28 protein-coding genes are annotated in these 25,628 nt (G+C 61.9%); all 28 read left to right on the plus strand.

All coding sequences use genetic code 11. From position 1 onward, the window contains the following. The 28 genes from fliJ to CWE01_RS03080 all read left to right on the plus strand — a co-directional run bounded on the left by fliJ (nt 1) and on the right by CWE01_RS03080 (nt 25,581). A complete protein-coding gene (fliJ, locus tag CWE01_RS02945; protein ID WP_100939019.1) occupies nt 1–450 on the plus strand; it encodes a flagellar export protein FliJ in 450 nt (149 codons plus the stop codon). A gap of 88 nt (nt 451–538) precedes the next feature. Continuing rightward, on the plus strand, nt 539–844 hold the full coding sequence (locus CWE01_RS02950) for an STAS domain-containing protein (protein ID WP_040069840.1): 306 nt from the start codon (nt 539–541) through the stop codon (nt 842–844). A gap of 4 nt (nt 845–848) precedes the next feature. Next, the gene (locus CWE01_RS02955) at nt 849–2,555 is read left to right on the plus strand and encodes a SpoIIE family protein phosphatase (protein ID WP_100939020.1); all 1,707 of its coding nucleotides are present in this window, start codon (nt 849–851) and stop codon (nt 2,553–2,555) included. A gap of 41 nt (nt 2,556–2,596) precedes the next feature. Then, entirely contained in the window at nt 2,597–2,941 is a 345-nt protein-coding gene (locus tag CWE01_RS02960) for an Hpt domain-containing protein (RefSeq protein ID WP_100939215.1), read from the plus strand. 103 nt (nt 2,942–3,044) lie between these two features. Beyond that, the gene (locus tag CWE01_RS02965) at nt 3,045–4,523 is read left to right on the plus strand and encodes a flagellar hook-length control protein FliK (protein ID WP_100939021.1); all 1,479 of its coding nucleotides are present in this window, start codon (nt 3,045–3,047) and stop codon (nt 4,521–4,523) included. A gap of 245 nt (nt 4,524–4,768) precedes the next feature. Further along, nucleotides 4,769–5,275, plus strand: a complete 507-nt coding sequence (gene fliL, locus CWE01_RS02970) for a flagellar basal body-associated protein FliL (protein WP_100939022.1) — start codon at nt 4,769–4,771, stop codon at nt 5,273–5,275. A gap of 9 nt (nt 5,276–5,284) precedes the next feature. After that, nucleotides 5,285–6,253 carry a flagellar motor switch protein FliM gene (gene fliM / locus CWE01_RS02975; protein ID WP_100939023.1) on the plus strand — a complete coding sequence of 323 codons (969 nt, stop codon included), beginning with the start codon at nt 5,285–5,287 and terminating at the stop codon, nt 6,251–6,253. A gap of 56 nt (nt 6,254–6,309) precedes the next feature. Beyond that, nucleotides 6,310–6,774 (plus strand): flagellar motor switch protein FliN, encoded by a 465-nt coding sequence (fliN, locus tag CWE01_RS02980; protein ID WP_100939024.1) that lies wholly within the window; start codon nt 6,310–6,312, stop codon nt 6,772–6,774. Further along, a complete protein-coding gene (gene fliO / locus CWE01_RS02985) occupies nt 6,775–7,209 on the plus strand; it encodes a flagellar biosynthetic protein FliO (protein WP_100939025.1) in 435 nt (144 codons plus the stop codon). Beyond that, on the plus strand, nt 7,209–7,961 hold the full coding sequence (fliP, locus tag CWE01_RS02990) for a flagellar type III secretion system pore protein FliP (RefSeq protein ID WP_100939026.1): 753 nt from the start codon (nt 7,209–7,211) through the stop codon (nt 7,959–7,961). Before fliO ends, fliP begins: the two co-directional genes overlap by 1 nt. 15 nt (nt 7,962–7,976) lie before the next feature. Continuing rightward, nucleotides 7,977–8,246, plus strand: coding sequence for a flagellar biosynthesis protein FliQ (gene fliQ, locus CWE01_RS02995; protein WP_100939027.1), 270 nt, complete (start codon nt 7,977–7,979; stop codon nt 8,244–8,246). A 1-nt stretch (nt 8,247) separates the two neighbouring features. Further along, nucleotides 8,248–9,030: a flagellar biosynthetic protein FliR gene (fliR, locus tag CWE01_RS03000; protein WP_100939028.1), complete on the plus strand. Its 783-nt coding sequence runs from the start codon at nt 8,248–8,250 to the stop codon at nt 9,028–9,030. 3 nt (nt 9,031–9,033) lie between these two features. Continuing rightward, complete coding sequence (flhB, locus tag CWE01_RS03005; protein WP_100939029.1) at nt 9,034–10,173, plus strand: flagellar biosynthesis protein FlhB; 1,140 nt, start codon at nt 9,034–9,036, stop codon at nt 10,171–10,173. Nucleotides 10,174–10,384: 211 nt separating this feature from the next. Continuing rightward, entirely contained in the window at nt 10,385–11,044 is a 660-nt protein-coding gene (locus CWE01_RS03010) for a hypothetical protein (RefSeq protein WP_100939030.1), read from the plus strand. A gap of 119 nt (nt 11,045–11,163) precedes the next feature. Next, entirely contained in the window at nt 11,164–13,293 is a 2,130-nt protein-coding gene (gene flhA / locus CWE01_RS03015) for a flagellar biosynthesis protein FlhA (RefSeq protein ID WP_100939031.1), read from the plus strand. Between the two features lie 11 nt (nt 13,294–13,304). Further along, nucleotides 13,305–14,633 carry a flagellar biosynthesis protein FlhF gene (gene flhF / locus CWE01_RS03020; protein WP_100939032.1) on the plus strand — a complete coding sequence of 443 codons (1,329 nt, stop codon included), beginning with the start codon at nt 13,305–13,307 and terminating at the stop codon, nt 14,631–14,633. 121 nt (nt 14,634–14,754) lie between these two features. Next, a complete protein-coding gene (gene fleN / locus CWE01_RS03025) occupies nt 14,755–15,588 on the plus strand; it encodes a flagellar synthesis regulator FleN (protein WP_040069867.1) in 834 nt (277 codons plus the stop codon). Then, nucleotides 15,585–16,325 carry an RNA polymerase sigma factor FliA gene (fliA, locus tag CWE01_RS03030; protein WP_100939033.1) on the plus strand — a complete coding sequence of 247 codons (741 nt, stop codon included), beginning with the start codon at nt 15,585–15,587 and terminating at the stop codon, nt 16,323–16,325. Before fleN ends, fliA begins: the two co-directional genes overlap by 4 nt. A 172-nt stretch (nt 16,326–16,497) precedes the next feature. After that, a complete protein-coding gene (locus CWE01_RS03035) occupies nt 16,498–16,869 on the plus strand; it encodes a chemotaxis response regulator CheY (RefSeq protein WP_003183998.1) in 372 nt (123 codons plus the stop codon). Nucleotides 16,870–16,891: 22 nt separating this feature from the next. Further along, complete coding sequence (locus tag CWE01_RS03040; RefSeq protein ID WP_100939034.1) at nt 16,892–17,680, plus strand: protein phosphatase CheZ; 789 nt, start codon at nt 16,892–16,894, stop codon at nt 17,678–17,680. 14 nt (nt 17,681–17,694) lie between these two features. Next, nucleotides 17,695–19,977: a chemotaxis protein CheA gene (locus CWE01_RS03045; RefSeq protein WP_100939035.1), complete on the plus strand. Its 2,283-nt coding sequence runs from the start codon at nt 17,695–17,697 to the stop codon at nt 19,975–19,977. Nucleotides 19,978–20,030: 53 nt separating this feature from the next. Continuing rightward, nucleotides 20,031–21,158 (plus strand): chemotaxis response regulator protein-glutamate methylesterase, encoded by a 1,128-nt coding sequence (locus CWE01_RS03050; RefSeq protein WP_100939036.1) that lies wholly within the window; start codon nt 20,031–20,033, stop codon nt 21,156–21,158. Then, nucleotides 21,158–21,898: a flagellar motor protein gene (locus CWE01_RS03055; RefSeq protein WP_100939037.1), complete on the plus strand. Its 741-nt coding sequence runs from the start codon at nt 21,158–21,160 to the stop codon at nt 21,896–21,898. The genes CWE01_RS03050 and CWE01_RS03055 overlap by 1 nt, the downstream gene beginning before the upstream one ends. Before the next feature lie 10 nt (nt 21,899–21,908). Beyond that, nucleotides 21,909–22,796 (plus strand): flagellar motor protein MotD, encoded by an 888-nt coding sequence (gene motD, locus CWE01_RS03060; protein WP_100939038.1) that lies wholly within the window; start codon nt 21,909–21,911, stop codon nt 22,794–22,796. A 51-nt stretch (nt 22,797–22,847) separates the two neighbouring features. Then, nucleotides 22,848–23,636, plus strand: coding sequence for a ParA family protein (locus tag CWE01_RS03065; protein ID WP_100939039.1), 789 nt, complete (start codon nt 22,848–22,850; stop codon nt 23,634–23,636). Between the two features lie 84 nt (nt 23,637–23,720). Continuing rightward, complete coding sequence (locus tag CWE01_RS03070) at nt 23,721–24,632, plus strand: CheW domain-containing protein (protein WP_100939040.1); 912 nt, start codon at nt 23,721–23,723, stop codon at nt 24,630–24,632. Nucleotides 24,633–24,705: 73 nt separating this feature from the next. Then, the gene (locus CWE01_RS03075; protein ID WP_040069887.1) at nt 24,706–25,188 is read left to right on the plus strand and encodes a chemotaxis protein CheW; all 483 of its coding nucleotides are present in this window, start codon (nt 24,706–24,708) and stop codon (nt 25,186–25,188) included. Continuing rightward, nucleotides 25,189–25,581, plus strand: a complete 393-nt coding sequence (locus CWE01_RS03080) for a DUF2802 domain-containing protein (RefSeq protein ID WP_100939041.1) — start codon at nt 25,189–25,191, stop codon at nt 25,579–25,581. The last annotated feature ends 47 nt before the right edge of the window (nt 25,582–25,628 follow it).

Raw genomic sequence — 25,628 nt, forward strand, 5'->3', positions numbered from 1 at the left:
ATGGCCCTGAGCCGTGCCGCGCGCCTGGCCCCGGTGGTCGATATGGCCGAAAGCACCGAGCGCACGGCGGTCCAGCGTCTCGGTTATTTCCAGGGGCAGGTGCGGGTTGCGCAAAACAAGCTGGAGGATCTCGAGCGTTTTCGTCTCGAATACCAGGAACAGTGGATCCAGCGTGGCAGCCTCGGGGTCTCCGGCCAGTGGTTGCTGGGCTACCAGCAGTTCCTCACCCAGCTGGATACCGCGGTCGGCCAGCAGCGCCAGAGCCTGGCCTGGCACCAGAACAACCTCGACAAGGCGCGCGAAGCCTGGCAGCAGGCCTATGCCCGGGTCGAAGGCTTGCGCAAGCTGGTGCAGCGTTATGTCGACGAGGCGCGCCAGCTGGAAGACAAGCGTGAACAGAAGTTGCTGGATGAGCTGTCCCAGCGTTTACCCCGGCAGAGTCCGTATTGATCTGCAGGAATTTTGACGCTCACGGTTGCCCTACCTTCGGCGGGGTGCTAAACCTTGTACACGTCGCCACTGACAAGGAAGCAGGATCATGGCTGTAGTCGCAGAAGTATCGCCCGATGGCGCAAAATTGACGATCTCGATCAAGGGGCGTTTCGATTTTGGCCGGCATCAGGAATTTCGTGAGTCTTACGAGGGACTTGCCAAGAAACCGTCGTCCATTGTGGTCGATCTGAAAGAAGCGACCTATCTGGACAGCTCCGCGCTGGGCATGTTGCTCTTGTTGCGCGATCACGCTGGTGGTGATCATTCCGATGTACGGGTGATCAACAGCAACTCTGACGTGCGCAAGATCCTCGCCATCTCCAATTTCGACAAACTCTTCGACATCGGCTGATTTCATGCAGCCGGGAGCGGAGTCGCTGACGGTACTGATCGCCGAGGATGGTGCGGCCGATCGGTTGCTGCTCTCGAGCATTGTCAGGCGCCAGGGGCATGGTGTACTGACCGCCAGCAATGGCGCCGAGGCCGTTGCCCTGTTCGAGGCGCAGCGGCCACAGCTGGTGCTGATGGACGCGATGATGCCGGTGATGGATGGTTTCGAGGCGGCGCGCCAGATCAAGTTGCTGGCCGGCGAGTCACTGGTGCCGATCATCTTCCTGACCTCCATGACCGAAGTCGATGGGCTGGTGCGCTGCCTGGAGGCCGGCGGTGACGACTTTCTGGAAAAGCCCTACAACCAGGTGATCCTCGGGGCCAAGATCAAGGCCATGGACCGTCTCAGGCGCCTGCAGGACACCGTCCTGCAACAGCGCGACCTGATTGCCCGGCACCATGACTACCTGCTCAACGAGCAGCGGGTCGCCAAGGCGGTCTTCGACAAGGTGGCCCACTCCGGCTGCCTGAACGCGCCGAATATCCGCTACATGCAATCGCCTTATGCGCTGTTCAACGGCGACCTGTTGCTGGCGGCCTATACCCCGGCCGGCGATATGCACGTGCTGCTCGGCGACTTTACCGGCCATGGCCTGCCGGCGGCGGTCGGGGCGATGCCGCTGGCGGAAGTGTTCTACGGCATGACCGCCAAGGGTTATGGCCTGGCGGAAACCCTGCGGGAGATGAATGCCAAGCTCAAGCGTATCCTGCCGGTGGACATGTTCTGCTGTGCGACCTTTCTCTGCCTGAGCTCGCAACGCCAGGTGGTGGAGGTGTGGAATGGCGGCATGCCGGACGGCTACCTGCATCGGGTCGCCACGGGAGAGCGTCAGCCGCTGGTGGCGCGGAACCTGCCGCTGGGGGTGCTGGGCGCGGAATTGTTCGACTACCACACCGATGTCTACCCCATGGCCCAGGGCGATCGGGTCTTCCTGCTCTCCGACGGGGTGATCGATACCTGCAACAGCGACGAGCAGTTGTTCGGCGTGGAGCGCCTGCAGGAGGTCTTCGCCGCCAACCGGGAACCGGATCGCCTGTTCGAGGATATCCAGGACGCCTTGCATCGCTTTCGCGGCGAGGCCCGGGATGATGTGAGCATGGTCCAGGTCAGCCTGCCGGCACCGACGCGGCAGTTGCCGAACGCCATGATCTATTCCGACAGCGGTGAATCCTGCCCGCTGGACTGGTCGGTGAGCTTCGAGTTTCGCGCGGCAACCCTCAAGCGTTTCAACCCGCTGCCGTACATGTTGCAGCTGCTGATGGAGGTGCATGGCTTGCGCACCCAGAGCGGGGCGCTCTATAGCGTCCTCGCCGAGCTCTACTCCAACGCCCTGGAACATGGTGTCCTCGGCCTGGATTCGAGCCTCAAGCGCGATGTGCAGGGATTTGCGCAATACTATGAACAACGCAATCGGCGTCTGCTCGAACTGGAAGAGGGATTCGTCCGGGTGCGCCTGCAGGTGATCCCGCAGGGCGAGGGCGGTCGGTTGGACATACAGGTCGATGACAGCGGCAACGGTTTCGACGTGACCAGGGTGATGGAACGTCCCGCGACTACCGACCGGCTGTCGGGGCGCGGCGTGGGGTTGGTGCGCCAACTCGGCCGCAATGCCTGTTGGTCGGACAACGGGCGCAGTGCCCACGTGGAGTTTTCGTGGGAGGCTCAGGCATAATTCGCGGGTGTGGAGCAGGGAGCGATCAAGTGAACGATGATATGGAGCATCTGGACCGCGATGCACTCAGTGCATTGCAGGACATCATGGAAGATGAGTATCCGCTGTTGCTGGATACCTTTCTGGAGGATTCGAGCAAACGCCTGGGGCAATTGCATCAGGCGAGCAATGCTGCGGATCTCGCCGCGGCGGCCCACAGTTTCAAGGGCAGCAGCAGCAACATGGGTGCGTTGCGCCTGGCCGAACTTTGCCGGCAGTTGGAGCAGCTTGCCGGGCAATCGCCGCTGGCCGGCGTCGAAGGGCTGATCAACCAGATTGACCGTGAATATGAAGTGGTGCGGCGCTTTTACGAGAGCGAGCGCGAACGCTTTCCGGTCAGGCCCTAGCCCCCGGAGGGGGCGTACCTGAGTCAGTCGGGCAAAGATGGCCCGAACCTTGCTATTCTTCCTGCACTGTACTTACGACCCCTGTGCAGCGGAGACCGTATCAATGTCATTCGTCCCTAATTCGCTCCTCCAGGCCAACGCTGCCGTCAAGCCGCAGGCGGACCCTGTCATTCCTGCTCCGACCGTTGTCGCGCCGCCCAAGGACAATGCTTTCAGCTTTGCGCAGGTCTACCAGAACACCCAGAGCAATCCGGTCAAGGTCGCCTTCAATCCGGTCAAGCCCATGGCGGATCAGGCCCCGGTAGTGCCGTCGAAGCCGGACGCACCGGTCAGCAACGCCAACAACCAGGATGCCTCCGCGCAGTCATCGGTTGCCGGTAGCGGCAAATCCTTGCCTGCCGACAAGTCGACCAAGGCGGATGGCAAGACGGCGTCGGCCGATGACAAGGGCGCGCCTGGCAAGACCGCGGCCGACGGCACGACGGCTTCGACCGATACGGCCAAGTCCGACGACAAGACCGCTTCGAGCGATGACAGCACCACGTCCACCGATACGCCCGTCGCCGTAGCAACGCCGGACCCGACCGTTGATCCGGCCCTGCTCCAGGCGGCCGCCGCTGCGGCGACCCCGGCTCCGGCAGCCCCGGTCGACCCGACCCCGGTCCAGGCGACGTTGGCGGCAGCGGTCGGTGCCGCGGCCAAGCCGGCTGTCGCGACAACCCCTGCTGCCGGCGATGATTTCGATCCGGCCGCCGACCCGCTGGACAATCTGCCGGCGGTACGCCTGGCCATGGAGCAGGGCGGCCACGTATCCAGTGGCAGCCAGACCTCGGCGAAATCCTCCGACGACACCAGCACCAACACTGATGCCACCGATTCGACGCTGGCGCAGAACCAGGCCAATAACGTCGTGACGATGCTGGATCAGAAGAGCGATCCGGGCAGCAGCGACCAGGACGGCGACAAGTCCTTCAAGACCCTGATCGATGACGGTCTCAAGGATATCAAGAGTGCCTCCAGCGACACCCGGGTCGACGATTTCGCCAATCGCCTGGCGGCGCTGACCCAGGCGGCCACGCCCAAGACCGCGAATGCACTGCCGGCCAACCAGCCGCTGGCGATGCACCAGAGCGGTTGGAGCGAAGAAGTGGTCAATCGGGTCATGTACCTTTCCAGCGCCAACCTCAAGTCGGCGGAGATTCAGCTGCAGCCTGCCGAACTGGGGCGCCTGGATATCAAGGTGAACATGTCGGCCGACCAGCCGACGCAGATCAGCTTCATCAGCGCCCACGCCGGGGTGCGCGACGCCCTGGAAGGCAACATGCCGCGCCTGCGTGACATGCTGCAACAGCAAGGCCTGGGTCAGGCCGACGTCACGGTTTCCGACCAGGCCCGTGGTTGGGCCGGCCAGGGCCAGGGTGCGCAGCAGCAACAGCAGCAGGCGCACAAAGGCAGCGGCAGTGGCGGTAGCCTCAGTGGCGACAGCGAGGATGACCTGTCGGTGGGCGCGGTCAGCGAAGCGGCCGCTGCGGCCAGCACCAGCGTGGTGGTCGGTTCCAGCGCAGTCGACTATTACGCCTGATGTGGCACTAAACCTGCGGTTTACATGGGGTTTTGCGGTGTACACCACTCTCTAGGAGCCGGCTTGCTGGCGATGGCGTCCGCAAGATCGATGCAGGGCTTGCCGGCCTCATCGCCAGCAAGCCCTGCTCCTACAGGTTCCGCTGTATTTCGAAGACTGTATTTCCCTCATGCCCAATCTGGCATAACACTTGCTCCTGCCTTGCCGTGCGACTATGAAAAATCGAATAGTGACGGATTATTGGCATGGCGAAGAGCGAAGCAGCGGTAAAAGAACCCGGCAGTAAGAGCAAACTCAAGCTGATCATCGTCATTGTGCTGGGCGCGCTGCTGGCCATCGGCTTGTCGGTGGGCGCGACCTGGTACTTCATGCACAGTGCCCAGAGCAAGCCGGCACCGGCCCCGGCCGAAGCGGCCACCAGCGGCAAGCAGCCGGCGATTTTCGAGCCCATGGCCCCGGCCTTTGTCACCAACTTCAAGGACGCCAGCGGTCGCCAGCGCTACATGCAGGTGAGCATCACCTTGCTGGCGCGCAACCAGGCCGACCTGGATGCCCTCAAGGTGCACATGCCGGTGATCCGCAACAACCTGGTGATGCTGTTCTCCGGCCAGACCTACGAAACCCTCGCGACCCCGGTCGGCCAGGAACTGCTGCGCCAGAAAGCCACTGCCAGCGTGCAGGAAGTGGCGCAGAAGGAAGTCGGCAAAGTGGTAGTCGAACAGCTGCTCTTCACTAACTACGTATTGCAGTAGGATCACGACATGGCCGTGCAGGATCTGCTGTCCCAGGATGAGATCGACGCCCTCTTGCACGGCGTCGATGACGGTCTGGTACAGACCGAAACCGCTGCCGAGCCCGGCAGTGTCAAAAGTTACGACCTGACCAGCCAGGATCGCATCGTCCGCGGACGCATGCCGACCCTGGAAATGATCAACGAACGTTTCGCCCGCTACACCCGCATCAGCATGTTCAACATGCTGCGCCGTTCCGCCGACGTGGCGGTGGGGGGGGTGCAGGTGATGAAGTTCGGCGAATATGTGCATTCGCTCTATGTCCCCACCAGCCTCAACCTGGTGAAGATCAAGCCGCTGCGCGGCACCGCCCTGTTCATCCTCGATGCCAAGCTGGTGTTCAAGCTGGTGGACAACTTTTTCGGCGGCGACGGTCGCCACGCCAAGATCGAAGGTCGTGAATTCACCCCCACCGAACTGCGGGTGGTGCGCATGGTGCTGGAGCAGGCGTTCATCGACCTCAAGGAAGCCTGGCAGGCGATCATGGAAGTCAATTTCGAGTACATCAACTCGGAAGTGAACCCGGCCATGGCCAACATCGTCGGGCCCAGCGAAGCGGTGGTGGTCTCGACTTTCCATATCGAACTCGATGGTGGTGGCGGTGACCTGCACGTGACCATGCCGTACTCGATGATCGAGCCGGTGCGGGAAATGCTCGACGCCGGTTTCCAATCGGACCTGGACGACCAGGACGAGCGCTGGGTCAAGGCCCTGCGCGAAGACGTGCTCGATGTGGCCGTGCCGCTCAGTGCCACGGTTGCCCGTCGCCAGTTGCGCCTGCGGGACATCCTGCACATGCAGCCGGGTGACGTGATTCCGGTGGAGCTGCCGGAAGAGATGGTGATGCGCGCCAATGGCGTGCCGTCGTTCAAGGTCAAGCTCGGTTCCCACAAGGGCAACCTGGCGCTGCAAGTGATTGAGCCGATCGGGCGCCGCTAGGGGGCCGGTCAGGAACGTGCTGTGTTAACTGAATTTCTGCTCGCCGAGGACAACTGATGGCTAATGATGATATGACTTCCCCGGACGACCAGGCCCTGGCCGACGAATGGGCGGCTGCCCTGGAAGAAACCGGCGATGCCGGCCAGTCCGATATCGATGCCTTGCTGGCGGCGGATTCCGGCAATTCGTCGGGTTCCAACCGCCTGCCCATGGAAGAATTCGGCAGCGTGCCGAAGAACAACGATCCGGTAACCCTGGACGGTCCGAACCTGGAAGTGATCCTCGATATCCCGGTGTCGATTTCCATGGAAGTCGGCAGCACCGATATCAACATCCGCAACCTGCTGCAATTGAACCAGGGTTCGGTGATCGAACTCGATCGCCTGGCCGGTGAGCCGTTGGACGTATTGGTCAATGGCACGCTGATCGCCCACGGTGAAGTGGTCGTGGTCAACGAAAAGTTCGGTATCCGTCTGACCGACGTGATCAGTCCGAGCGAACGCATCAAGAAGTTGCGCTGAATGAACAGGCTTCTCGGCATCCTGCTGCTGTCGCCGCTCAGTGCCTGGGCGGCGGAACCACTGGCCACGGCGGCAGCGGCTACGCCGAGCACCCCGGGCAGCATGGCCGGGCAGTTGACGCAACTGGTGCTCGGCTTGCTGCTGGTGCTGGGGATCATCTTTTTCCTCGCCTGGCTGCTGCGCCGTGTGCAGCAGGTCGGGCCGGGGGCGAAGGGACGGCAGGTCATCGAACTGATCGGCTCGCGGGCCCTCGGGCCGCGTGACCGTCTGGTGCTGGTGCAGGTCGGCAACGAGCAGATCCTGCTCGGGCTGACACCGGGCACCATCACTGCGTTGCATGTGCTCAAGGAACCGGTCCAGGTGTCGAGCGGCGAGCAGGCCACGCCTGAATTCGCTCAACGCCTGATGGAATTGCTGGGTAAGGATAAGAAGTGATGGGTGCTTTGCGGTTTGTCTTGACGTTGGCCTTGCTGTTGGCGGCGCCTCTGGCGCTGGCGGCCGATCCATTGTCGATCCCGGCGATCACCCTCGGCACCGGGGCCAACGGCCAGCAGGAATATTCGGTCAACCTGCAAATCCTGCTGATCATGACGGCGCTGAGTTTTATCCCGGCGTTCCTCATGCTGATGACCAGCTTCACCCGGATCATCATTGTCTTCTCGATTCTGCGTCAGGCCCTGGGCCTGCAATCGACGCCTTCGAACCAGATCCTCACCGGCATGGCACTGTTCCTGACCATGTTCATCATGGCGCCGGTCTACGACAAGGTGAACCATGATGCCCTGCAGCCCTACCTGGCCGACAAGATGACGGCCCAGGATGCGGTGCTCAAGGCCGAAGTGCCGATCAAGGACTTCATGCTGGCGCAGATCCGCACCAGCGACCTGGAGCTGTTCATGCGCCTGTCCAAGCGCACCGACATTGCCACGCCCGACCAGGCGCCGCTGACCATTATCGTGCCGGCCTTCATCACCTCGGAATTGAAGACCGCGTTCCAGATCGGCTTCATGATCTTCATTCCGTTCCTGATCATCGACCTGGTCGTGGCCAGTGTGCTGATGGCCATGGGTATGATGATGCTGTCGCCACTGATTATTTCCCTGCCGTTCAAGATCATGCTGTTCGTGCTGGTGGATGGCTGGGCGTTGATCATCGGTACCCTGGCCGGCAGTTTTGGCGGTGTCTAGAGCGAGTGACGTGCAATGACTCCTGAAGTCGCAGTCGACATATTCCGTGATGCCCTCTGGTTGACCACCCTGATGGTCGCCGTGCTGGTGATCCCGAGCCTGGTGGTGGGCTTGATCGTGGCGATATTCCAGGCGGCCACCCAGATCAACGAACAGACCCTGAGCTTCCTGCCGCGCATGCTGGTGATGCTGGTCACCCTGATCGTCGCCGGACCTTGGCTGGTGCAGAAGTTCATGGAGTACATCCTGTCGCTGTACGGCAGCATTCCTCAGGTCATCGGCTGATATGTCGCTGCTCGCGCTGACCGATACGCAGATCAGCAGCTGGGTCGCGAGCTTCATGCTGCCGGCGTTCCGGGTCGGCGCGGTGATCATGACCATGCCGATTTTCGGGACCACCTTGTTGCCGCGCCGGATCCGCATGTATTTCATCCTGGCAATCACGGTGGTCATTGCCCCCGGCCTGCCGCCCATGCCCGAGGTGCACCCGCTGGACCTGAGCGGGCTGCTGCTGATCGCCGAGCAGATCATCTTCGGTGCCTTGCTCGGTTTTTCCCTGCAATTGTTTTTCCAGGCCTTCGTGGTGGCCGGGCAGATCATCGCGATCCAGATGGGCATGGGCTTCGCGTCCATGGTCGACCCGGTCAACGGTGTTTCGGCGGCGGTGATCGGGCAGTTCTTCACCATGCTGGTGACACTGATGTTCCTGGCGATGAACGGTCACCTGGTGGTCATCGAAGTGCTGACCGAGAGTTTCACCACCTTTCCGGTGGGCAGCGGGCTGTCGACCACGGACCTCTGGGAGATCTCCGGCAAGCTCGGCTGGGTGCTCGGGGCGGCGTTGGTGCTGGTACTGCCGGCGATCACCGCGTTGCTGGTGGTGAACATCGCGTTCGGCATCATGACCCGCGCCGCGCCGCAACTGAACATCTTCTCCATTGGTTTTCCGCTGATCCTGGTGCTGGGGATGATCATTCTCTGGGTCAGCCTGGGCGACATTCTCAACCAGTATCAACCGCTAGCCGATGAGGCCCTGCAGTTTTTACGTGGACTGGCACGGGTGCGCTGAACCATGGCAGAGAGCGAGAGTGGCCAGGACAAGACAGAAGACCCCACGGACAAAAAGAAAAAGGATGCCCGGGAGAAGGGTGAGGTCGCCCGTTCCAAGGAGCTCAACACCTTTGCCGTGATGATGGCCGGTGCCGGTGCCTTGCTGATGTTCGGCGGCACCCTGGCCCAGGATCTGGCCGAGTTGATGCGCATGAACTTCACCCTGAGCCGGGAAGTGGTGCTCGACCAGCGCTACATGGGGATTTTTCTCCTGCGCTCCGGCGAAATGGCGATCTGGGCCGTGCAGCCGATCCTGCTCACTGCTCTGGCCGCCGCCCTGATCGGGCCGATCGCCCTCGGCGGGTGGTTGTTCTCGCCCGGCACCCTGGCACCGAAGTTCAGTCGGATGAACCCCTTCCCGGGGATCAAGCGGATGTTCTCGGCCAAGTCGGTGATGGAGCTGCTCAAGGCCATCGGCAAGTTCACCATCATTCTGTTCGTGGGGCTGTCGGTGCTGTCTTCGGATATCGACGATCTGGTACGGATCGCCCATGAACCGCTGGAGTCGGCGGTCATCCACAGCCTGCAACTGGTGGGCTGGAGTACCTTGTGGATGTCCCTGGGGCTGTTGATCATTGCCGCCGTGGATGTGCCGGTGCAGCTCTATACGGCCCACCAGCGCTTGCTGATGACCAAGCAGGAAATACGTGACGAGCACAAGGACCAGGAGGGTCGGCCGGAGGTCAAGCAGCGGATTCGCCAGTTGCAGCGCGAAATGTCCCAGCGACGGATGATGGCGGCGATTCCCGAAGCGGATGTGGTCATCACCAACCCGACCCACTATGCCGTGGCGCTCAAATACGACGCGGACAAGGGCGGGGCGCCGGTGTTGCTGGCCAAGGGTAGCGACTTCCTGGCCCTGAAAATCCGCGAGATCGCCGTCGAGCACGATATCCTGCTGCTCGAATCGCCGGCCCTGGCGCGTTCGATCTACTACTCCACCGACCTGGATCAGGAAATTCCGGCGGGCCTGTACCTGGCGGTGGCACAAGTGCTGGCGTACGTCTTCCAGATCCGTCAGTACCGCGCCGGCAAGGGCAAGCGCCCCGATCCGCTCAAGGGCGACCTGCCGATTCCGCCGGACCTGCGTCGCGACTCTTGAGGTAAGCGCCAGCTCTGTTGGCATACTTGCGTTGGCGTGTTTTTACGCGTTCCACGTCGGCCATTCTCGGGAGAGCAGGGCGACCAACGGCAGTGTTTTCTGCACAAACCTGTCAATTCTGACAGTAGACCGCGTTCGCTTGCCTGGCGCCTCATAGGCTCCATGGATGTTTCATTCTTCTCAGGGATGACCCGCATGGGAGCGAACAATCATGAACAACGAGCAATATGAGCGCCTGGAAGGGATGGGCCTGGCATTTGTGTCGGGCAGACTGGAGGACAAACCTGAGATTGGTGCGATCGGTTATTCGGCCACCTTCAAGTTGTCACTGGATTTCGAGCGATTCAAAACCGTCGCCAACAAACATATCCCGGGTTACTTCGATTCTCCTGTCAATGCCATCCGTCCCGAGTTGGCTGGGCTGGCCTACCACCATTCGTACAATTACCTTGCTGGCAATGCGGGGCGTATCCATTCATTCGAGCAGCTCTGCAGGGTGTTCAACAATCCGAATGACTACCTGAGTGACTGGTCCGCCAATGGGCTTTCGCGGCGTTATGCCAAGCCGGTTTTCGAGTTTTTCGACGACGATGTCTTTATCTCGGTCGGGCAGGATTTTCGCTGGAACGACCGTAAGCGCCAGATCGTCATTGCCGATTTACCCATCATCGAATTTCAGTGGGCGCTCAATTTGATGATGGGGCATGACCTGCTTTCGCGTGCTCCGATAGCGATAGTCGTTCTGGGGTATTTCCATGAAGACAAGGTCAAGGTCGAGGACACCCGGTTGAATCGCGGAATCTTGTACGTGAAAGGGAGCGATCTGCAGTTTGGCAAGTTGACCGCGAACGACATCCGGATCGCCCAGTAGCACTCCAGGCTGGAGGCGGCTCGTTACCTTGAACTGCAAAAGTTGGAAGGCTTCTTGCAAAGGCAGGCTTATGGCGCCCGTGGCGTCAAAAGTTTGCTTCAAGGTGACGAGGAATACCGGTGGATCGTTCTCAACTTCTCAACTCGGCGCGTAGCAACCTGAGCAGCCTCGGCCGCGGCAACCTCGGTGTGCCGGTGCTGCTGTTGATCATGCTGGCGATGATGATGTTGCCGGTTCCGGCGTTCCTGCTGGACGTGTTCTTCACCTTCAACATCGCCTTGTCGCTTGTCGTCCTGCTGGTCTGCGTCTATGCCCTGCGGCCGCTGGATTTCGCGGTGTTCCCCACCATCCTGCTGATCGCCACGCTGCTGCGCCTGGCGCTGAACGTGGCGTCGACCCGGGTGGTCATGCTCCACGGCCAGGAAGGCCACGCCGCCGCTGGCAAGGTGATCCAGGCCTTCGGCGAGGTGGTGATCGGCGGTAACTACGTGGTCGGTATCGTGGTCTTCGCGATCTTGATGATCATCAACTTCGTCGTGGTCACCAAGGGTGCCGGACGGATTTCCGAGGTGAGCGCACGTTTCACCCTCGATGCGATGCCCGGCAAGCAGATGGCGATCGACGCCGACCTCAACGCCGGCCTGATCGATCAGCCACAGGCCAAGCTGCGCCGCCTGGAAGTCGCCCAGGAAGCCGAGTTCTACGGTTCCATGGACGGTGCGAGCAAATTTGTTCGCGGTGACGCCGTCGCCGGCCTGCTGATTCTGTTCATCAACCTGATTGGCGGCATGGCGGTCGGTATCTTCCAGCACCACATGAGTTTTGCCGACGCCGGCAAGGTCTATGCCTTGCTGACCATCGGTGACGGTTTGGTGGCGCAATTGCCATCACTGTTGTTATCCACAGCGGCGGCAATCATGGTGACCCGGGCTTCCGGCTCGGAAGACATGGGCAAGCAGATCAGCCGGCAGATGTTCGCCTCGCCCAAGGCCCTCGGTGTCGCCGCTGGCCTGATGGCGGTGATGGGCCTGGTGCCGGGCATGCCGCACTTTTCCTTTCTCAGCCTGGGCGCCGTAGCTGGCGGCATCGCCTATATGGTCTGGAAAAAACAGAACGTCGCCAAGGTCCAGGCCCTGGCCGAAGTCCAGCGCCAGCAGGAGCTGCTGCCGTCGCCGGCGCGGACCCAGGAAACCAAGGAGTTGGGCTGGGACGATGTGAGCCCCATCGACATGATCGGCCTGGAAGTCGGTTATCGCCTGATTCCGCTGGTGGACCGCAATCAGGGTGGGCAGTTGCTGGCGCGGATCAAGGGGGTGCGCAAGAAGCTCTCCCAGGACCTGGGCTTCCTGATGCCCACTGTGCATATTCGTGACAACCTCGACCTGGCGCCCAGCGCCTACCGCCTGACCCTGATGGGCGTGACCCTGGCCGAGGCCGAGATTTACCCGGATCGCGAATTGGCGATCAACCCGGGTCAGGTCTACGGCCCGCTCAACGGGATCACCGCCAAGGACCCGGCCTTCGGCCTGGAAGCCGTCTGGATCGAAGTCAGCCAGCGTTCCCAGGCGCAGTCCCTGGGGTATACCGTGGTCGACGCCAGTACCGTGGTGGCAACGCACCTCAACCAGATTCTCTACAAGCACTCCAGCGAGCTGATCGGCCACGAGGAAGTCCAGCAACTCATGCAGTTGCTGGCCAAGGGCTCGCCGAAACTGGCCGAAGAGCTGGTGCCGGGGATCATTTCCCTGTCGCATCTGCTCAAGGTGCTGCAAGCGCTGCTCGCCGAACACGTGCCGGTCAGGGATATCCGCAGCATTGCCGAAGCGATCGCAAACAATGCCACCAAGAGTCAAGATACTGCCGCTATGGTTGCCGCGGTTCGCGTCGGATTGTCCCGCGCAATCGTCCAAAGCATTGTAGGGCTTGAGTCCGAGCTACCTGTGATCACCTTGGAGCCAAGGTTGGAACAGATATTGCTCAATAGTCTGCAGAAGGCCGGACAAGGCTCGGAAGAAGGCGTTCTTCTGGAACCGAGCATGGCTGAGAAACTCCAGCGTTCACTGATCGACGCCGCCCAGCGCCAGGAAATGCAAGGGCAGCCGGTGATCCTGCTGGTAGCTGGACCGGTTCGCGCGATGCTTTCGCGGTTCGGACGACTGGCGGTGCCAAGCCTGCATGTCTTGGCCTACCAGGAAATCCCGGACAACAAGCAAGTGACCATCGTCGCGACAGTAGGGCCCAACGGCTGAGGTAGTGGGTTATGCAAGTTAAGCGTTTTTTCGCCGCCGATATGCGCCAGGCCATGAAGCTCGTTCGTGATGAGCTGGGCTCTGACGCGGCCATTATCGGCAACCGCCGGATTGCAGGCGGTGTCGAGCTGACGGCTGCCCTGGACTACAAGCTCTCGGCGCTGTCGCCGCGGGTGCCGAACATGGAGCTCGAAGACGAGCTGCGCAAGACCCAGTCGCGTATCGTCACCGCCCAGGCAGAACTGAGCCTGCGCAGCGACGGCGATACCGACACCACGACCAATCGCCAACTGTTCGCCGGCCTGCCGCTGACCGCCGCCGAGCCGCTGATCGAACCGACTTTCGACGAGCCGCGGCGCCCGGCGCCAGCGCCAGTGGTGCATGCGCCGACGGTGGACCAGCGGGTCTTCGACTCGATGCGTTCGGAACTCAACGGCCTGCGCGAGCTGCTGGAAGTCCAGCTCGGCTCCCTGGCCTGGAACCAGTTGCAAGGCCGTCAGCCGCAACAGGCCAACCTCTGGCGTCGTCTGCAGCGTATCGGCCTGTCCGGGCCGCTGTCGCGGGATCTGCTGGAACTGGTGAACGAGATCGACGAGCCGCGCCAAGCCTGGCGCATGTTGCTGGCACACCTGGCGCGGATGATCGTCACGCCCGAGGTCGAGCCGCTGGAAGAGGGCGGTGTGATCGCCATGGTCGGCCCGGCCGGCATGGGCAAGACCACCACGCTGGCCAAGCTGGCGGCGCGCTACGTGCTCAAGTACGGCGCGCAGAACATCGCGCTGGTGAGCATGGACAGCTTCCGCATCGGTGCCCAGGAGCAGCTCAAGACCCTGGGACGGATCCTCAACGTGTCGGTGACCCATGTCGACCCGGGCCAGTCCCTGGCCCAGGCCCTCGATCCGCTGCTGCGCAAGCGCGTGGTGCTGATCGACACCGCCGGCCTGCAAGCCAGCGACCCGGCGTTGCGCATGCAACTGGAAAGCCTGGCCGGACGCGGGATCAAGGCGAAGAATTATCTGGTCCTGGCCACCACCAGCCAGAAACAGGTGTTGACCGCCGCCTACCACAGCTACAAGCGCTGCGGGCTGGCTGGTTGCATCCTGACTAAGCTTGATGAAACGGCAAGCCTCGGCGAAGTGCTGAGCCTGGCCATCAGTCACGAATTGCCAGTGGCCTATCTGACCGATGGCCCACGCATTCCGGATGATCTACACCTGCCGCGCCGGCATCAACTGGTGTCCAGGGCGGTCAGTGTGCAAATGCAGGAAGAGCCCAGCGAGGAAGCCATGGCCGATATGTTCGCTGATATCTACCACAGCCCGTCAAAGCGGGTGGGTTGAGATGAGTATTCAGACGTTGCAAATTACCTACATCGATGGTCTGCCACGCATTGTTCCGACAAGTGAACGCGCAGCCACTTATGTGGCCTTCCGTCTAAGCAAGACAAGGTAAGAAGAGAACATGGGCAGCATGCATCCCGTACAGGTGATCGCGGTGACCGGCGGCAAAGGTGGCGTCGGGAAGACCAACGTGTCAGTGAATTTATCCCTGGCCCTGGCTGAGCTTGGCCGGCGCGTCATGCTGCTGGATGCGGATCTGGGGCTGGCGAATGTCGACGTCCTGCTCGGTCTGACGCCCAAGCGCACCCTGGCCGACGTGGTCGAAGGCCGTTGCGAGCTGCGCGATGTGCTGTTGCAAGGCCCGGGCGGGATTCGCATCGTGCCGGCGGCCTCGGGGACCCAGAGCATGGTGCACCTGAGCCCGGCGCAGCATGCCGGCCTGATCCAGGCATTCAGCGATATCGGCGACAACCTCGACGTGCTGGTGATCGACACTGCTGCGGGCATCGGTGAGTCGGTGGTCAGCTTCGTCCGCGCGGCCCAGGAAGTGCTGCTGGTGGTCTGCGACGAGCCGACTTCCATCACCGACGCCTACGCGTTGATCAAATTGCTCAACCGCGACTACGGCATGAACCGCTTCCGCGTGCTGGCCAACATGGCCCAGAGTCCGCAGGAAGGCCGCAACCTGTTCGCCAAGTTGACCAAGGTCACGGATCGTTTCCTCGACGTAGCCCTACAATACGTCGGCGCCGTTCCTTATGACGAGTGTGTGCGCAAGGCCGTGCAAAAGCAGCGTGCGGTCTATGAGGCATTCCCTCGTTCGAAATGTGCCTTGGCGTTCAAGGCTATCGCTCAGAAGGTCGACACCTGGCCGCTCCCTGCCAATCCCCGGGGGCATCTGGAGTTTTTCGTCGAGCGTCTGGTGCATCAAACGAGTGCGGGACCGGTGCTATGACTGCCAGTGGCTATCGCATGTATTCCAAGTCGTCGCGTGACAGCCAATATGAATTGATTGAACGTTACGCGCCGTTGGTCAAACGTATCGCCTATCACTTGCTGGCGCGGTTGCCGGCCAGTGTCCAGGTCGAGGATCTGATCCAGGCCGGAATGATCGGCTTGCTCGAAGTCTCGACCAAATACGACTCGAGCAAGGGGGCCAGTTTCGAGACCTATGCCGGCATTCGTATTCGCGGCGCGATGCTTGATGAAGTGCGCAAGGGCGACTGGGCGCCGCGTTCGGTACACCGCAATACCCGCATGGTCAGTGACGCAATTCGTTCAATTGAAGCAAAAACCGGCCGTGACGCTAAAGATCACGAGGTTGCAGCCGAACTCCAATTGAGTCTCGACGATTATTACGGGATTTTGAACGACACCTTGGGCAGCCGCCTGTTCAGTTTCGACGACCTGTTGCAGGACGGCGAGCATGAAGGGCTGCACGAGGACGGCGCGAGTGCTCATCTCGAGCCGTCGCGCGACCTGGAGGATGAACGTTTCCAGGCAGCGCTGGCGGATGCGATTGCCAATTTGCCGGAGCGTGAGCGACTGGTCTTGGCGCTGTACTACGACGAGGAGCTGAACCTCAAGGAAATTGGTGAGGTGCTGGGGGTCAGCGAGTCGCGAGTCAGCCAGTTACACAGCCAGTGCGCGGCCCGCTTGCGGGGGCGTTTGGGGGAGTGGCGAGCGCGCTGAAGGCAGTGTGGGAACACTGCGAACGAGACCGACATGACGTTTGACGTCCTGTGGGTGACTCGGCCGGATGGGGTTTCCATGCAGTCGTTGAGTGCTGTGCCGAATTGATTGAACAGCGCGTCCAGGTGCTGAACGCGTTTAAGACTGCTTGGAGGTCGAATTGGACAAGAACATGAAAATCCTCATCGTTGACGATTTTTCAACGATGCGGCGGATCATCAAGAACCTGTTGCGTGACCTCGGGTTCACCAACACGGTTGAGGCGGACGACGGTACCACCGCGATCCCCGTCCTCAACAGCGGTAGCATCGACTTTCTGGTCACCGACTGGAACATGCCCGGCATGACCGGTATCGATCTGCTGCGCCACGTGCGCGCCGATGAGAAGCTCAAGCACCTGCCGGTGTTGATGGTGACGGCTGAAGCCAAGCGCGAGCAGATCATCGAAGCTGCCCAGGCCGGTGTAAACGGCTATGTGGTCAAACCATTCACGGCCCAGGCATTGAAAGAGAAGATCGAGAAAATCTTCGAACGCATCGGCTGATGAAGTCCACCACGGGGGCGCTATGGAGCACAACGAATCTTCACTGGGTGATTTTGAACTAACCCTGAAAAAACATGCCCGCGAACTGGTCGACAGCCTTGAAAAAGGTCGATTTGGCGACGCGGTGCAAATGATCCATGAGCTGAATCAGACCCGTGACCGTGGCCTGTACCTGGAAGTCGGCAAGCTCACTCGCGAATTGCACAGCGCCATTGTCAACTTCCAGATCGACCCGCATATGCCGCAGGCCGAGGAAGTGTCGCAGATCACCGACGCCACCGAGCGCCTGTCCTATGTGGTCAGGCTGACCGAAGCGGCGGCCAATCGCACCATGGACCTGGTGGAGAGCGCGACCCCGAGGATCACCGGCCTGAACGTCGAAGCCAAGGCTTTGGGCGCTGACTGGAGCCGCTTCATGCGGCGCGAAGTCGGTGCCCAGGAGTTTCGCGAGCTGGCGCGGCGGGTCGAGACGTTCCTGTCCCGCAGCGAGCAGGAAACCCGTGCGGTCTCGAGCGAGCTGAACGATATCCTGCTGGCCCAGGATTACCAGGACCTTACCGGCCAGGTGATCAAGCGTGTGACACAGATGGTCACCGAAGTGGAAAGCAATCTGCTCAAATTGGTGCTGATGGCCAGTCAGGTCGACCGCTTTGCCGGTATCGAGCATGACCGCGATGCGCTCCTTGCCGAAAAAGATCCACAAAAACAGATGGCCCAGGGTGAAGGTCCGCAGATTCATGCCGATAAACGTGAAGACGTTATGTCCGGTCAGGACGATGTCGACGATTTGCTTTCCAGTCTTGGATTCTAGGAGCACCCAAACACATGAGCTTCGGCGCCGATGAAGAGATCCTTCAGGATTTTCTGGTTGAGGCCGGCGAGATTCTGGAGCAACTGTCCGAACAACTGGTCGAGCTGGAAAGCCGGCCAGATGATGCGGATCTGCTCAATGCAATCTTTCGCGGTTTTCACACTGTAAAAGGGGGCGCCGGCTTCCTCCAGCTCAACGAGCTGGTGGAGTGCTGTCACATCGCCGAGAACGTGTTCGACATCCTGCGCAAGGGTGAGCGACGCGTCGACTCGGAGCTGATGGACGTGGTCCTGGAAGCGCTGGATGCGGTGAACGGCATGTTCAGCGAAGTTCGTGAACGTGGCCCGATCACCCCGGCGACCCCGGAGCTGCTGGCGGCCCTGGCGCGCCTGGCGGAACCGGCGGGTGCCGAAGAAGTGGCCGCACCCGTGGCCGAGGTGGCGGAGCCTGAACCGGTCGCTGAAAGCGAATCCGGCGACATCACCGACAACGAATTCGAATTGCTGCTCGACTCCCTGAACAGCGTCAAGGCCGCAGCCGAGGCGCCCAAAGCCGCCGTGGCTGCGGTGCAGGGCGAGGCCGGTGGCGATGAAATCACCGACGCCGAGTTCGAATCCCTGCTCGACCAGTTGCACGGCAAGGGCCAGTTCGCCCCGGACGCCGTGGCGGCACCGGCTCCGCCGGCAGCACCCGCGGCGGCCAGCGGCGCGGCTGAAAAAAGTACCGATATTACCGACGACGAATTCGAAGCCCTGCTCGACCAGTTGCATGGCAAGGGTTCGTTCAAGGTCGAGGCGCTCGATACCACCCCGGCTGCGGCCCAGGCGGCAGAGAAAACAGGCGCTGCCAGCGGCGACCTGATCACTGACCAGGAATTCGAATCGCTGCTCGACGAGCTGCATGGCAAGGGCAAGTTCACCGAAGTGGCCGCGACCACCGCGGTGGCCACGCCGGCCGCGACCAAACCGGTTGCTGCCCCTGCACCTGTTGCCAAGGCGCCCGCCCCGGCCGCGGCGACACCCGCCCCGGCCAAGGCCGCACCAGCACCTGCCGCCGCTGCTGCACCGGCTCCGGCCCGTGCCCCGGCACCTGCCGCTGCGGCTGGCGACAAGCCGGCCGCCAGCGAAGCGGAAACCACCGTGCGGGTCGATACCGCGCGCCTGGACGAGATCATGAACATGGTCGGCGAACTGGTGCTGGTGCGTAACCGCCTGGTGCGCCTGGGCTTGAACAGCGGCGACGAAGCCATGTCCAAGGCGGTGTCCAACCTCGACGTGGTCACCGCCGACCTGCAGACCGCGGTGATGAAAACCCGCATGCAGCCGATCAAGAAAGTCTTCGGCCGCTTCCCGCGCCTGGTTCGCGACCTGGCCCGGCAGTTGAAGAAAGAAATCAACCTGGAGCTGGTGGGCGAAGAGACCGACCTCGACAAGAACCTCGTCGAGGCCCTGGCCGACCCGCTGGTCCACTTGGTGCGCAACTCGGTCGACCACGGTATCGAAGAACCGGCCGACCGCGAAGCCATGGGCAAGTCCCGCAGTGGCCGGGTGATCCTCTCCGCCGAGCAGGAAGGCGACCACATCCTGCTGTCGATCTCCGATGACGGCAAGGGCATGGACGCCGACGTACTGCGCAGCATCGCGGTGAAGAAGGGCCTGATGGACAAGGATGCGGCCGATCGCCTGAGCGAGACCGACTGCTTCAACCTGATCTTCGCCCCGGGCTTCTCGACCAAGACCGAGATTTCCGACGTGTCCGGGCGTGGCGTGGGCATGGACGTGGTGAAAACCAAGATCGCCCAGCTCAACGGCACCATCAACATCTACTCGACCAAGGGCAAGGGCTCGAAGATCGTCATCAAGGTCCCGTTGACCCTGGCGATCATGCCGACCCTGATGGTCATGCTCGGCAACCAGGCTTTTGCCTTCCCGCTGGTCAACGTCAACGAGATCTTCCACCTCGACCTGTCGCGCACCAACGTGGTCGACGGCCAGGAAGTGGTGATCGTCCGCGACAAGGCGCTGCCGCTGTTCTACCTCAAGCGCTGGCTGGTCAGCTCGGCCGCTCACGAAGAGCAGCGCGAAGGCCACGTGGTGATCCTTTCGGTGGGCACCCAGCGGATCGGCTTTGTCGTCGATCAGTTGGTCGGCCAGGAAGAAGTGGTCATCAAGCCGCTGGGCAAGATGCTGCAGGGGACCCCGGGCATGTCGGGCGCCACCATTACCGGTGACGGTCGTATTGCCCTGATTCTCGACGTGCCGAGCATGCTCAAGCGTTACGCCGCACGGCGTATTTGATTCTGGCCCGGCGGCAGGGCTTGAAGTCCGCCGCCGTGCCTAACGGAGTGTTTATGGTAGTCAAGGTCCTGGTGGTGGATGATTCGGGGTTTTTCCGCCGCCGCGTCTCGGAAATTCTTTCGGCGGATCCAAGCATTCAGGTCGTCGGTACGGCGACCAACGGTAAAGAAGCCATCGATCAGGCCCTGGCCCTCAAGCCGGACGTGATCACCATGGACTACGAGATGCCGATGATGGACGGCATCACGGCGGTGCGGCATATCATGCAGCGCTGCCCGACGCCGGTGCTGATGTTCTCATCCCTGACCCACGAGGGCGCCCGGGTGACCCTCGATGCGCTGGACGCCGGGGCCGTGGACTTCCTGCCGAAGAATTTCGAGGACATTTCGCGCAACCCGGAGAAGGTCAAGCAGCTGCTGTGCGAGAAGGTTCACAGCATCTCGCGCAGTAACCGTCGTTTCAGCAGTGTGCCTGCTGCTGCGCCAGTGGCGACGCCGACACCCGCATCCAGCAGCTACACCAGTCCCGCTCCGGCACCCGTGCGTACCACGCCCGTGGCCAGTCGTGCTCCGGCGCCGGCACACGCCTCGGTCTCGACCTCCGGCGCGCCGAAGCGCAAGGCCTACAAGCTGGTCGCCATCGGCACCTCCACCGGTGGTCCGGTGGCCTTGCAGCGGGTCCTGACCCAGTTGCCGGCCAACTTCCCGGCGCCCATCGTGTTGATCCAGCACATGCCGGCGGCGTTCACCAAGGCCTTTGCCGAACGCCTGGACAAGCTCTGCCAGATCAGCGTCAAGGAAGCCGAAGATGGCGACATCCTGCGTCCCGGCCTGGCCTTGCTCGCTCCGGGCGGCAAGCAGATGATGATCGACGGCCGTGGTGCGGTGAAAATCCTCCCGGGCGACGAGCGTCTGAACTACAAGCCCTGTGTGGATATCACTTTCGGTTCCGCCGCCAAGTCCTACGGTGACAAAGTTCTGGCGGTGGTCCTCACCGGCATGGGCGCCGATGGTCGTGAAGGTGCACGCCTGCTCAAGCAGGGCGGTAGCGCCATCTGGGCCCAGGACGAAGCCAGTTGCGTGATTTATGGCATGCCCATGGCCATCGTCAAGGCTGAGCTGGCCGACGCGGTGTACAGCCTGGACGAAATCGGCAAGCATCTGGTCGAGGCTTGCCTCTGATGGATGTGTTGAGCCTTATCGGGATTATCCTGGCGTTTGTTGCCATTATTGGCGGCAACTTCCTCGAAGGTGGTCACCTGGGGGCCCTGGCCAACGGCCCGGCGGCCTTGATCGTGTTGGGCGGGACCGTCGGCGCGGCCTTGCTGCAATCGCCGATGAGCGCGTTCAAGCGCGCCATACAGATTCTCGCCTGGATCCTCTTTCCGCCGCGCATCGATCTGCCTGCCGGCGTCGAGCGCGTGGTCAACTGGAGCCTGACGGCGCGCAAGGAAGGCCTGCTGGGCCTGGAAGGCATCGCCGAGGCCGAACCCGACACCTATTCGCGCAAGGGCTTGCAGCTGCTGGTCGACGGCGCGGAGCCGGAAGCCATCCGCAGCATTCTCGAAGTGGATTTCTACACCCAGGAAAGCCGTGATATCGAGGCCGCCAAGGTCTTCGAAAGCATGGGCGGCTATGCGCCGACCATCGGCATCATCGGTGCGGTGATGGGCCTGATTCACGTGATGGGCAACCTCGGCGACCCCTCGCAACTGGGGAGCGGCATTGCCGTCGCCTTCGTTGCCACGATCTACGGCGTGGCCAGTGCCAACCTGGTACTGCTGCCGGTGGCCAGCAAGCTCAAGTCGATCGCCCTGCGCCAGTCCCGCTACCGGGAGATGCTCCTCGAAGGCATCCTGTCGATTGCCGAGGGCGAGAACCCGCGCTCCATTGAACTGAAGCTGCAAGGCTTCATGGACTGACGGAGTAGACATGGCCAGACGTCGCCAACACGAAGAGCATGTGAATCACGAGCGCTGGCTGGTTTCCTACGCCGACTTCATCACGCTGCTGTTCGCTTTTTTCGTGGTCATGTACTCGATTTCCTCGATCAACGAGGGCAAGTACAAGGTGATCTCCCAGGCGCTGGTCGGGGTGTTCAGCGATGTCGACCGCAGCCTCAAGCCGATTCCCATCGGTGACGAGCGCCCGGTCACGGTCAAGCCGGCCGAACCGTTGATCAAGGACCTCGATCAGACCGACGCCGCCATCGGCCAGGGGGCCAAGGACCCGCTCAAGAGCATTGCCGACGATATCAGCGCGGCGTTCGGCGACCTGATCAGTTCCAACCAGATGACCGTGCGCGGCAACGAGCTGTGGGTCGAGATCGAACTCAATTCCAGCCTGCTGTTCGGCAGCGGTGATGCGATGCCCAGTGACATGGCGTTCAACATCATCGACAAGGTCTCGAAGATCCTCAAACCCTTCGACAACCCGATCCACGTCGAAGGCTTTACCGACGACCAGCCGATTCGTACCGCGCAATATCCCACCAACTGGGAGCTGTCCTCGGCCCGCTCGTCGAGTATCGTGCGGATGATGGCCATGGACGGGGTCAACCCCGGCCGGCTGGCTTCGGTGGGGTACGGCGAGTTCCAGCCGGTGGCCAACAATGCCACCGCCGAAGGCCGCGCGCGCAACCGTCGAGTGGTATTGGTGGTGTCGCGTAATCTCGACGTACGCCGCAGCCTGACCGGCACCGGCACGGCCAATGCAACACCGGACGCGGCCTTGAAGCGTGCTGGCACACAAACTGCACCGCCAGCGATAAAGCAAGCGGTACGCGAGAACGCCGTCAAATCTCCGGCACCTGCTCTATAACTTGGCGCTATTTCTCGGCCGGCTTGACGCCGGGCGGGAGGAATACACTGAATGAGAGTCTGGGCAGTAGCCAATCAAAAGGGTGGCGTCGGTAAGACCACTTCCTCCATCGCTTTAGCCGGATTGCTGGCCGAGGCGGGCAAGCGCGTGGTCGTGGTCGACCTCGACCCCCACGGCTCGATGACCAGCTACTTCGGTTATGACCCCGATACCCTGGAACACAGCACCTTCGACCTGTTCCAGCACCGCGGCACCGTGCCCACGGGCTTGCCCGGGCAATTGCTGCTGTCCACCAGCGATGAACGGATTTCCCTGCTGCCGTCGAGCACCGCCCTGGCGACCCTTGAGCGCTTGTCGCCGGGCCAGAGCGGCCTGGGCCTGGTGATCGCCAAGAGTCTGGCGCAATTGTGGCAGGATTTCGATTATGCGGTGATCGACAGCCCGCCGCTGTTGGGTGTGCTGATGGTCAACGCGTTGGCGGCTAGCCAGCAACTGGTGGTGCCGGTGCAGACCGAGCATCTGGCGGTCAAGGGCCTCGAGCGGATGGTCAACACCCTGGCGATGATCAACCGTTCACGCAAGCAGGCCTTGCCTTACACCATCGTGCCGACCCTGTTCGACCGCCGGACCCAGGCGTCCATGGGCACCTTGCGGGTCTTGCGCGACAAATTCCCGGAGACCATCTGGGAAGGCTATATCCCGGTCGACACGCGCCTGCGCGATGCCAGCCGGGCCGGTGTCACACCGTCGCAGTTCGACGGCAAGAGCCGTGGCGTGCTGGCCTATCGGGCCTTGCTCAAGCACCTGCTGACCCAACAACTCATTGCGCAGGTGGCCTGACGTGACCCAGTCCTCAAGTCATCTGCCTGTCCAGCCGATACCCTTTACAGGTTACTGTAACGGGACATCTCCATGGGCATACACATGATCCGTCCTGTCGAAATCACCACACGGCCGCAAGTGGCACTGCAATCCTATCTGGATGCACTGCTGCAGGAGGCGACCGAAGAGTTGCCGGTGGATATCGCCGTTGCCGTCGCCGTCGAAGTGGCGGTCCCGGTAGCGCTGCAGGTAGAACCGAGCGTGGCCAGCGAGCTGGACGAATTCCAGGCCGCCGTGCTCGAAGAACAGGCCCGCGATGCCCTGGCCGCGCAAGCCGTGCTTGCCGCACCGGTGATAACGGCGCCAGCGCCGGCACCGCTGGTGCTGGAAGTGCCGGTGGCGATACCGCAGGTTGTTCCGGTCGCACCGGTGGTGGTGGAGCCGGTGGTCGAGGTGCATCTGGCGCCCGCGACGAATATCCCGCCGCCACCGATGCAGGGCGACGAGCGTCCCCATTGGGCGGCAGAGCCTTTCGAGTGCCTGCTGTTCGACGTCGCCGGGCTGACCCTGGCGGTGCCGCTGGTGTGCCTGGGGTCGATCTATTCGCTGGCGGGGCACGAGCTGACGCCCTTGTTCGGTCAGCCGGAGTGGTTCCTCGGGATCCTGCCGAGCCAGGCCGGCAACCTGAAAGTGCTGGATACCGCACGCTGGGTGATGCCGGACCGTTATCGCGACGATTTCCGCCAGGGGCTGCAATATGTGATCTCGGTTCAGGGCTACGAGTGGGGGCTGGCGGTGCATCAGGTCAGTCGTTCCTTGCGCCTGGACCCCAATGAAATCAAATGGCGTACCCATCGTGGACAGCGGCCGTGGCTGGCCGGCACGGTCATCGAACACATGTGTGCGTTGCTCGACGTTTCCGAACTGGCTGAACTGATCGCCAGCGGCGCGGTGAAACATCTGCAAACGAGCAAGCCAACCGGTAAACCAACCAGCAAACCAACGAACAAATAACGGCGTCGTCGCGGTCCCCCCGCGAGGTTTGCCAGAGCACACACCGTATCAACGGTCATTGAGGGTCAGGGGTATGAATAAGTCGTCGTCCGCACAGAGTTCCGAAGATCCGATCCTGCAATGGGTAACCTTCAAGCTGGATAACGAGTCCTATGGGATCAACGTGATGCGCGTCCAGGAAGTCCTGCGCTACACCGAGATCGCCCCGGTACCGGGTGCACCGAGCTACGTGCTGGGGATCATCAACCTGCGCGGCAACGTGGTCACCGTGATCGACACCCGCCAGCGTTTTGGCCTGATGCCGACCGAAGTGAACGACAACACCCGTATCGTGATCATCGAGGCCGACAAGCAAGTGGTCGGCATCATGGTCGACAGCGTGGCGGAAGTGGTCTATCTGCGTCAGTCGGAAGTCGAAACCGCGCCTAACGTGGGTAACGACGAGTCGGCCAAGTTCATCCAGGGCGTGTGCAACAAGAACAACGAACTGCTGATTCTGGTTGAGCTGGACAAGATGATGAGCGAAGAAGAATGGTCCGAGCTGGAGAGCATCTGATTGATTCTTGAGGTCGCCGTTATTCTCCTGGCCCTGTTGTGGGCCGGGACCGTGGGGATGTTTGTCGTCTACGCCCGCAACCAGCGACTGATTGCCGGGCAGCAGGCCGAGGGCGATGCGCTGCGGGACCAGCGCATCAAGGAGCTGGCGCGGCGTGTGGATAACTTCCAGAACGGCACTGTGCGCATGGGCGAGGACCTGCACGAGCTGCGGGCCGTCGTCGCGCCGTTACCGGAAAAGCTTGCCCAGCTGGAGCAGCGTGATCCGTCGAGCCTGTCCTTCGCCCAGGCGGCGCGGCTGGTGGGGATGGGGGCCAGCGTTGATGAATTGACGCAGTCCTGCGGCCTGACCCAGGCCGAGGCGGAACTGATGAGCAAATTGCATCGGGGTTGAAGCATTCGTCGTCTGCCTGACCCTGGCGCCCCCGGATGGGCGCCACA

Source organism: Pseudomonas sp. QS1027 (assembly GCF_002814235.1).
In the GTDB taxonomy this organism is placed as follows: Bacteria; Pseudomonadota; Gammaproteobacteria; order Pseudomonadales; family Pseudomonadaceae; genus Aquipseudomonas.

Excerpts from the sequence above, each read along its gene's own strand:
- fliJ (WP_100939019.1), top strand. The coding sequence starts at position 1 with ATGGCCCTGAGCCGTGCCGCGCGCCTGGCCCCGGTGGTCGATATGGCC.
- CWE01_RS02950 (WP_040069840.1), top strand. The coding sequence starts at position 539 with ATGGCTGTAGTCGCAGAAGTATCGCCCGATGGCGCAAAATTGACGATC.
- CWE01_RS02955 (WP_100939020.1), top strand. The coding sequence starts at position 849 with ATGCAGCCGGGAGCGGAGTCGCTGACGGTACTGATCGCCGAGGATGGT.
- CWE01_RS02960 (WP_100939215.1), top strand. The coding sequence starts at position 2,597 with ATGGAGCATCTGGACCGCGATGCACTCAGTGCATTGCAGGACATCATG.
- CWE01_RS02965 (WP_100939021.1), top strand. The coding sequence starts at position 3,045 with ATGTCATTCGTCCCTAATTCGCTCCTCCAGGCCAACGCTGCCGTCAAG.
- fliL (WP_100939022.1), top strand. The coding sequence starts at position 4,769 with ATGGCGAAGAGCGAAGCAGCGGTAAAAGAACCCGGCAGTAAGAGCAAA.
- fliM (WP_100939023.1), top strand. The coding sequence starts at position 5,285 with ATGGCCGTGCAGGATCTGCTGTCCCAGGATGAGATCGACGCCCTCTTG.
- fliN (WP_100939024.1), top strand. The coding sequence starts at position 6,310 with ATGGCTAATGATGATATGACTTCCCCGGACGACCAGGCCCTGGCCGAC.
- fliO (WP_100939025.1), top strand. The coding sequence starts at position 6,775 with ATGAACAGGCTTCTCGGCATCCTGCTGCTGTCGCCGCTCAGTGCCTGG.
- fliP (WP_100939026.1), top strand. The coding sequence starts at position 7,209 with ATGGGTGCTTTGCGGTTTGTCTTGACGTTGGCCTTGCTGTTGGCGGCG.
- fliQ (WP_100939027.1), top strand. The coding sequence starts at position 7,977 with ATGACTCCTGAAGTCGCAGTCGACATATTCCGTGATGCCCTCTGGTTG.
- fliR (WP_100939028.1), top strand. The coding sequence starts at position 8,248 with ATGTCGCTGCTCGCGCTGACCGATACGCAGATCAGCAGCTGGGTCGCG.
- flhB (WP_100939029.1), top strand. The coding sequence starts at position 9,034 with ATGGCAGAGAGCGAGAGTGGCCAGGACAAGACAGAAGACCCCACGGAC.
- CWE01_RS03010 (WP_100939030.1), top strand. The coding sequence starts at position 10,385 with ATGAACAACGAGCAATATGAGCGCCTGGAAGGGATGGGCCTGGCATTT.
- flhF (WP_100939032.1), top strand. The coding sequence starts at position 13,305 with ATGCAAGTTAAGCGTTTTTTCGCCGCCGATATGCGCCAGGCCATGAAG.
- fleN (WP_040069867.1), top strand. The coding sequence starts at position 14,755 with ATGGGCAGCATGCATCCCGTACAGGTGATCGCGGTGACCGGCGGCAAA.
- fliA (WP_100939033.1), top strand. The coding sequence starts at position 15,585 with ATGACTGCCAGTGGCTATCGCATGTATTCCAAGTCGTCGCGTGACAGC.
- CWE01_RS03035 (WP_003183998.1), top strand. The coding sequence starts at position 16,498 with ATGAAAATCCTCATCGTTGACGATTTTTCAACGATGCGGCGGATCATC.
- CWE01_RS03040 (WP_100939034.1), top strand. The coding sequence starts at position 16,892 with ATGGAGCACAACGAATCTTCACTGGGTGATTTTGAACTAACCCTGAAA.
- CWE01_RS03045 (WP_100939035.1), top strand. The coding sequence starts at position 17,695 with ATGAGCTTCGGCGCCGATGAAGAGATCCTTCAGGATTTTCTGGTTGAG.
- CWE01_RS03050 (WP_100939036.1), top strand. The coding sequence starts at position 20,031 with ATGGTAGTCAAGGTCCTGGTGGTGGATGATTCGGGGTTTTTCCGCCGC.
- CWE01_RS03055 (WP_100939037.1), top strand. The coding sequence starts at position 21,158 with ATGGATGTGTTGAGCCTTATCGGGATTATCCTGGCGTTTGTTGCCATT.
- motD (WP_100939038.1), top strand. The coding sequence starts at position 21,909 with ATGGCCAGACGTCGCCAACACGAAGAGCATGTGAATCACGAGCGCTGG.
- CWE01_RS03065 (WP_100939039.1), top strand. The coding sequence starts at position 22,848 with ATGAGAGTCTGGGCAGTAGCCAATCAAAAGGGTGGCGTCGGTAAGACC.
- CWE01_RS03070 (WP_100939040.1), top strand. The coding sequence starts at position 23,721 with ATGATCCGTCCTGTCGAAATCACCACACGGCCGCAAGTGGCACTGCAA.
- CWE01_RS03075 (WP_040069887.1), top strand. The coding sequence starts at position 24,706 with ATGAATAAGTCGTCGTCCGCACAGAGTTCCGAAGATCCGATCCTGCAA.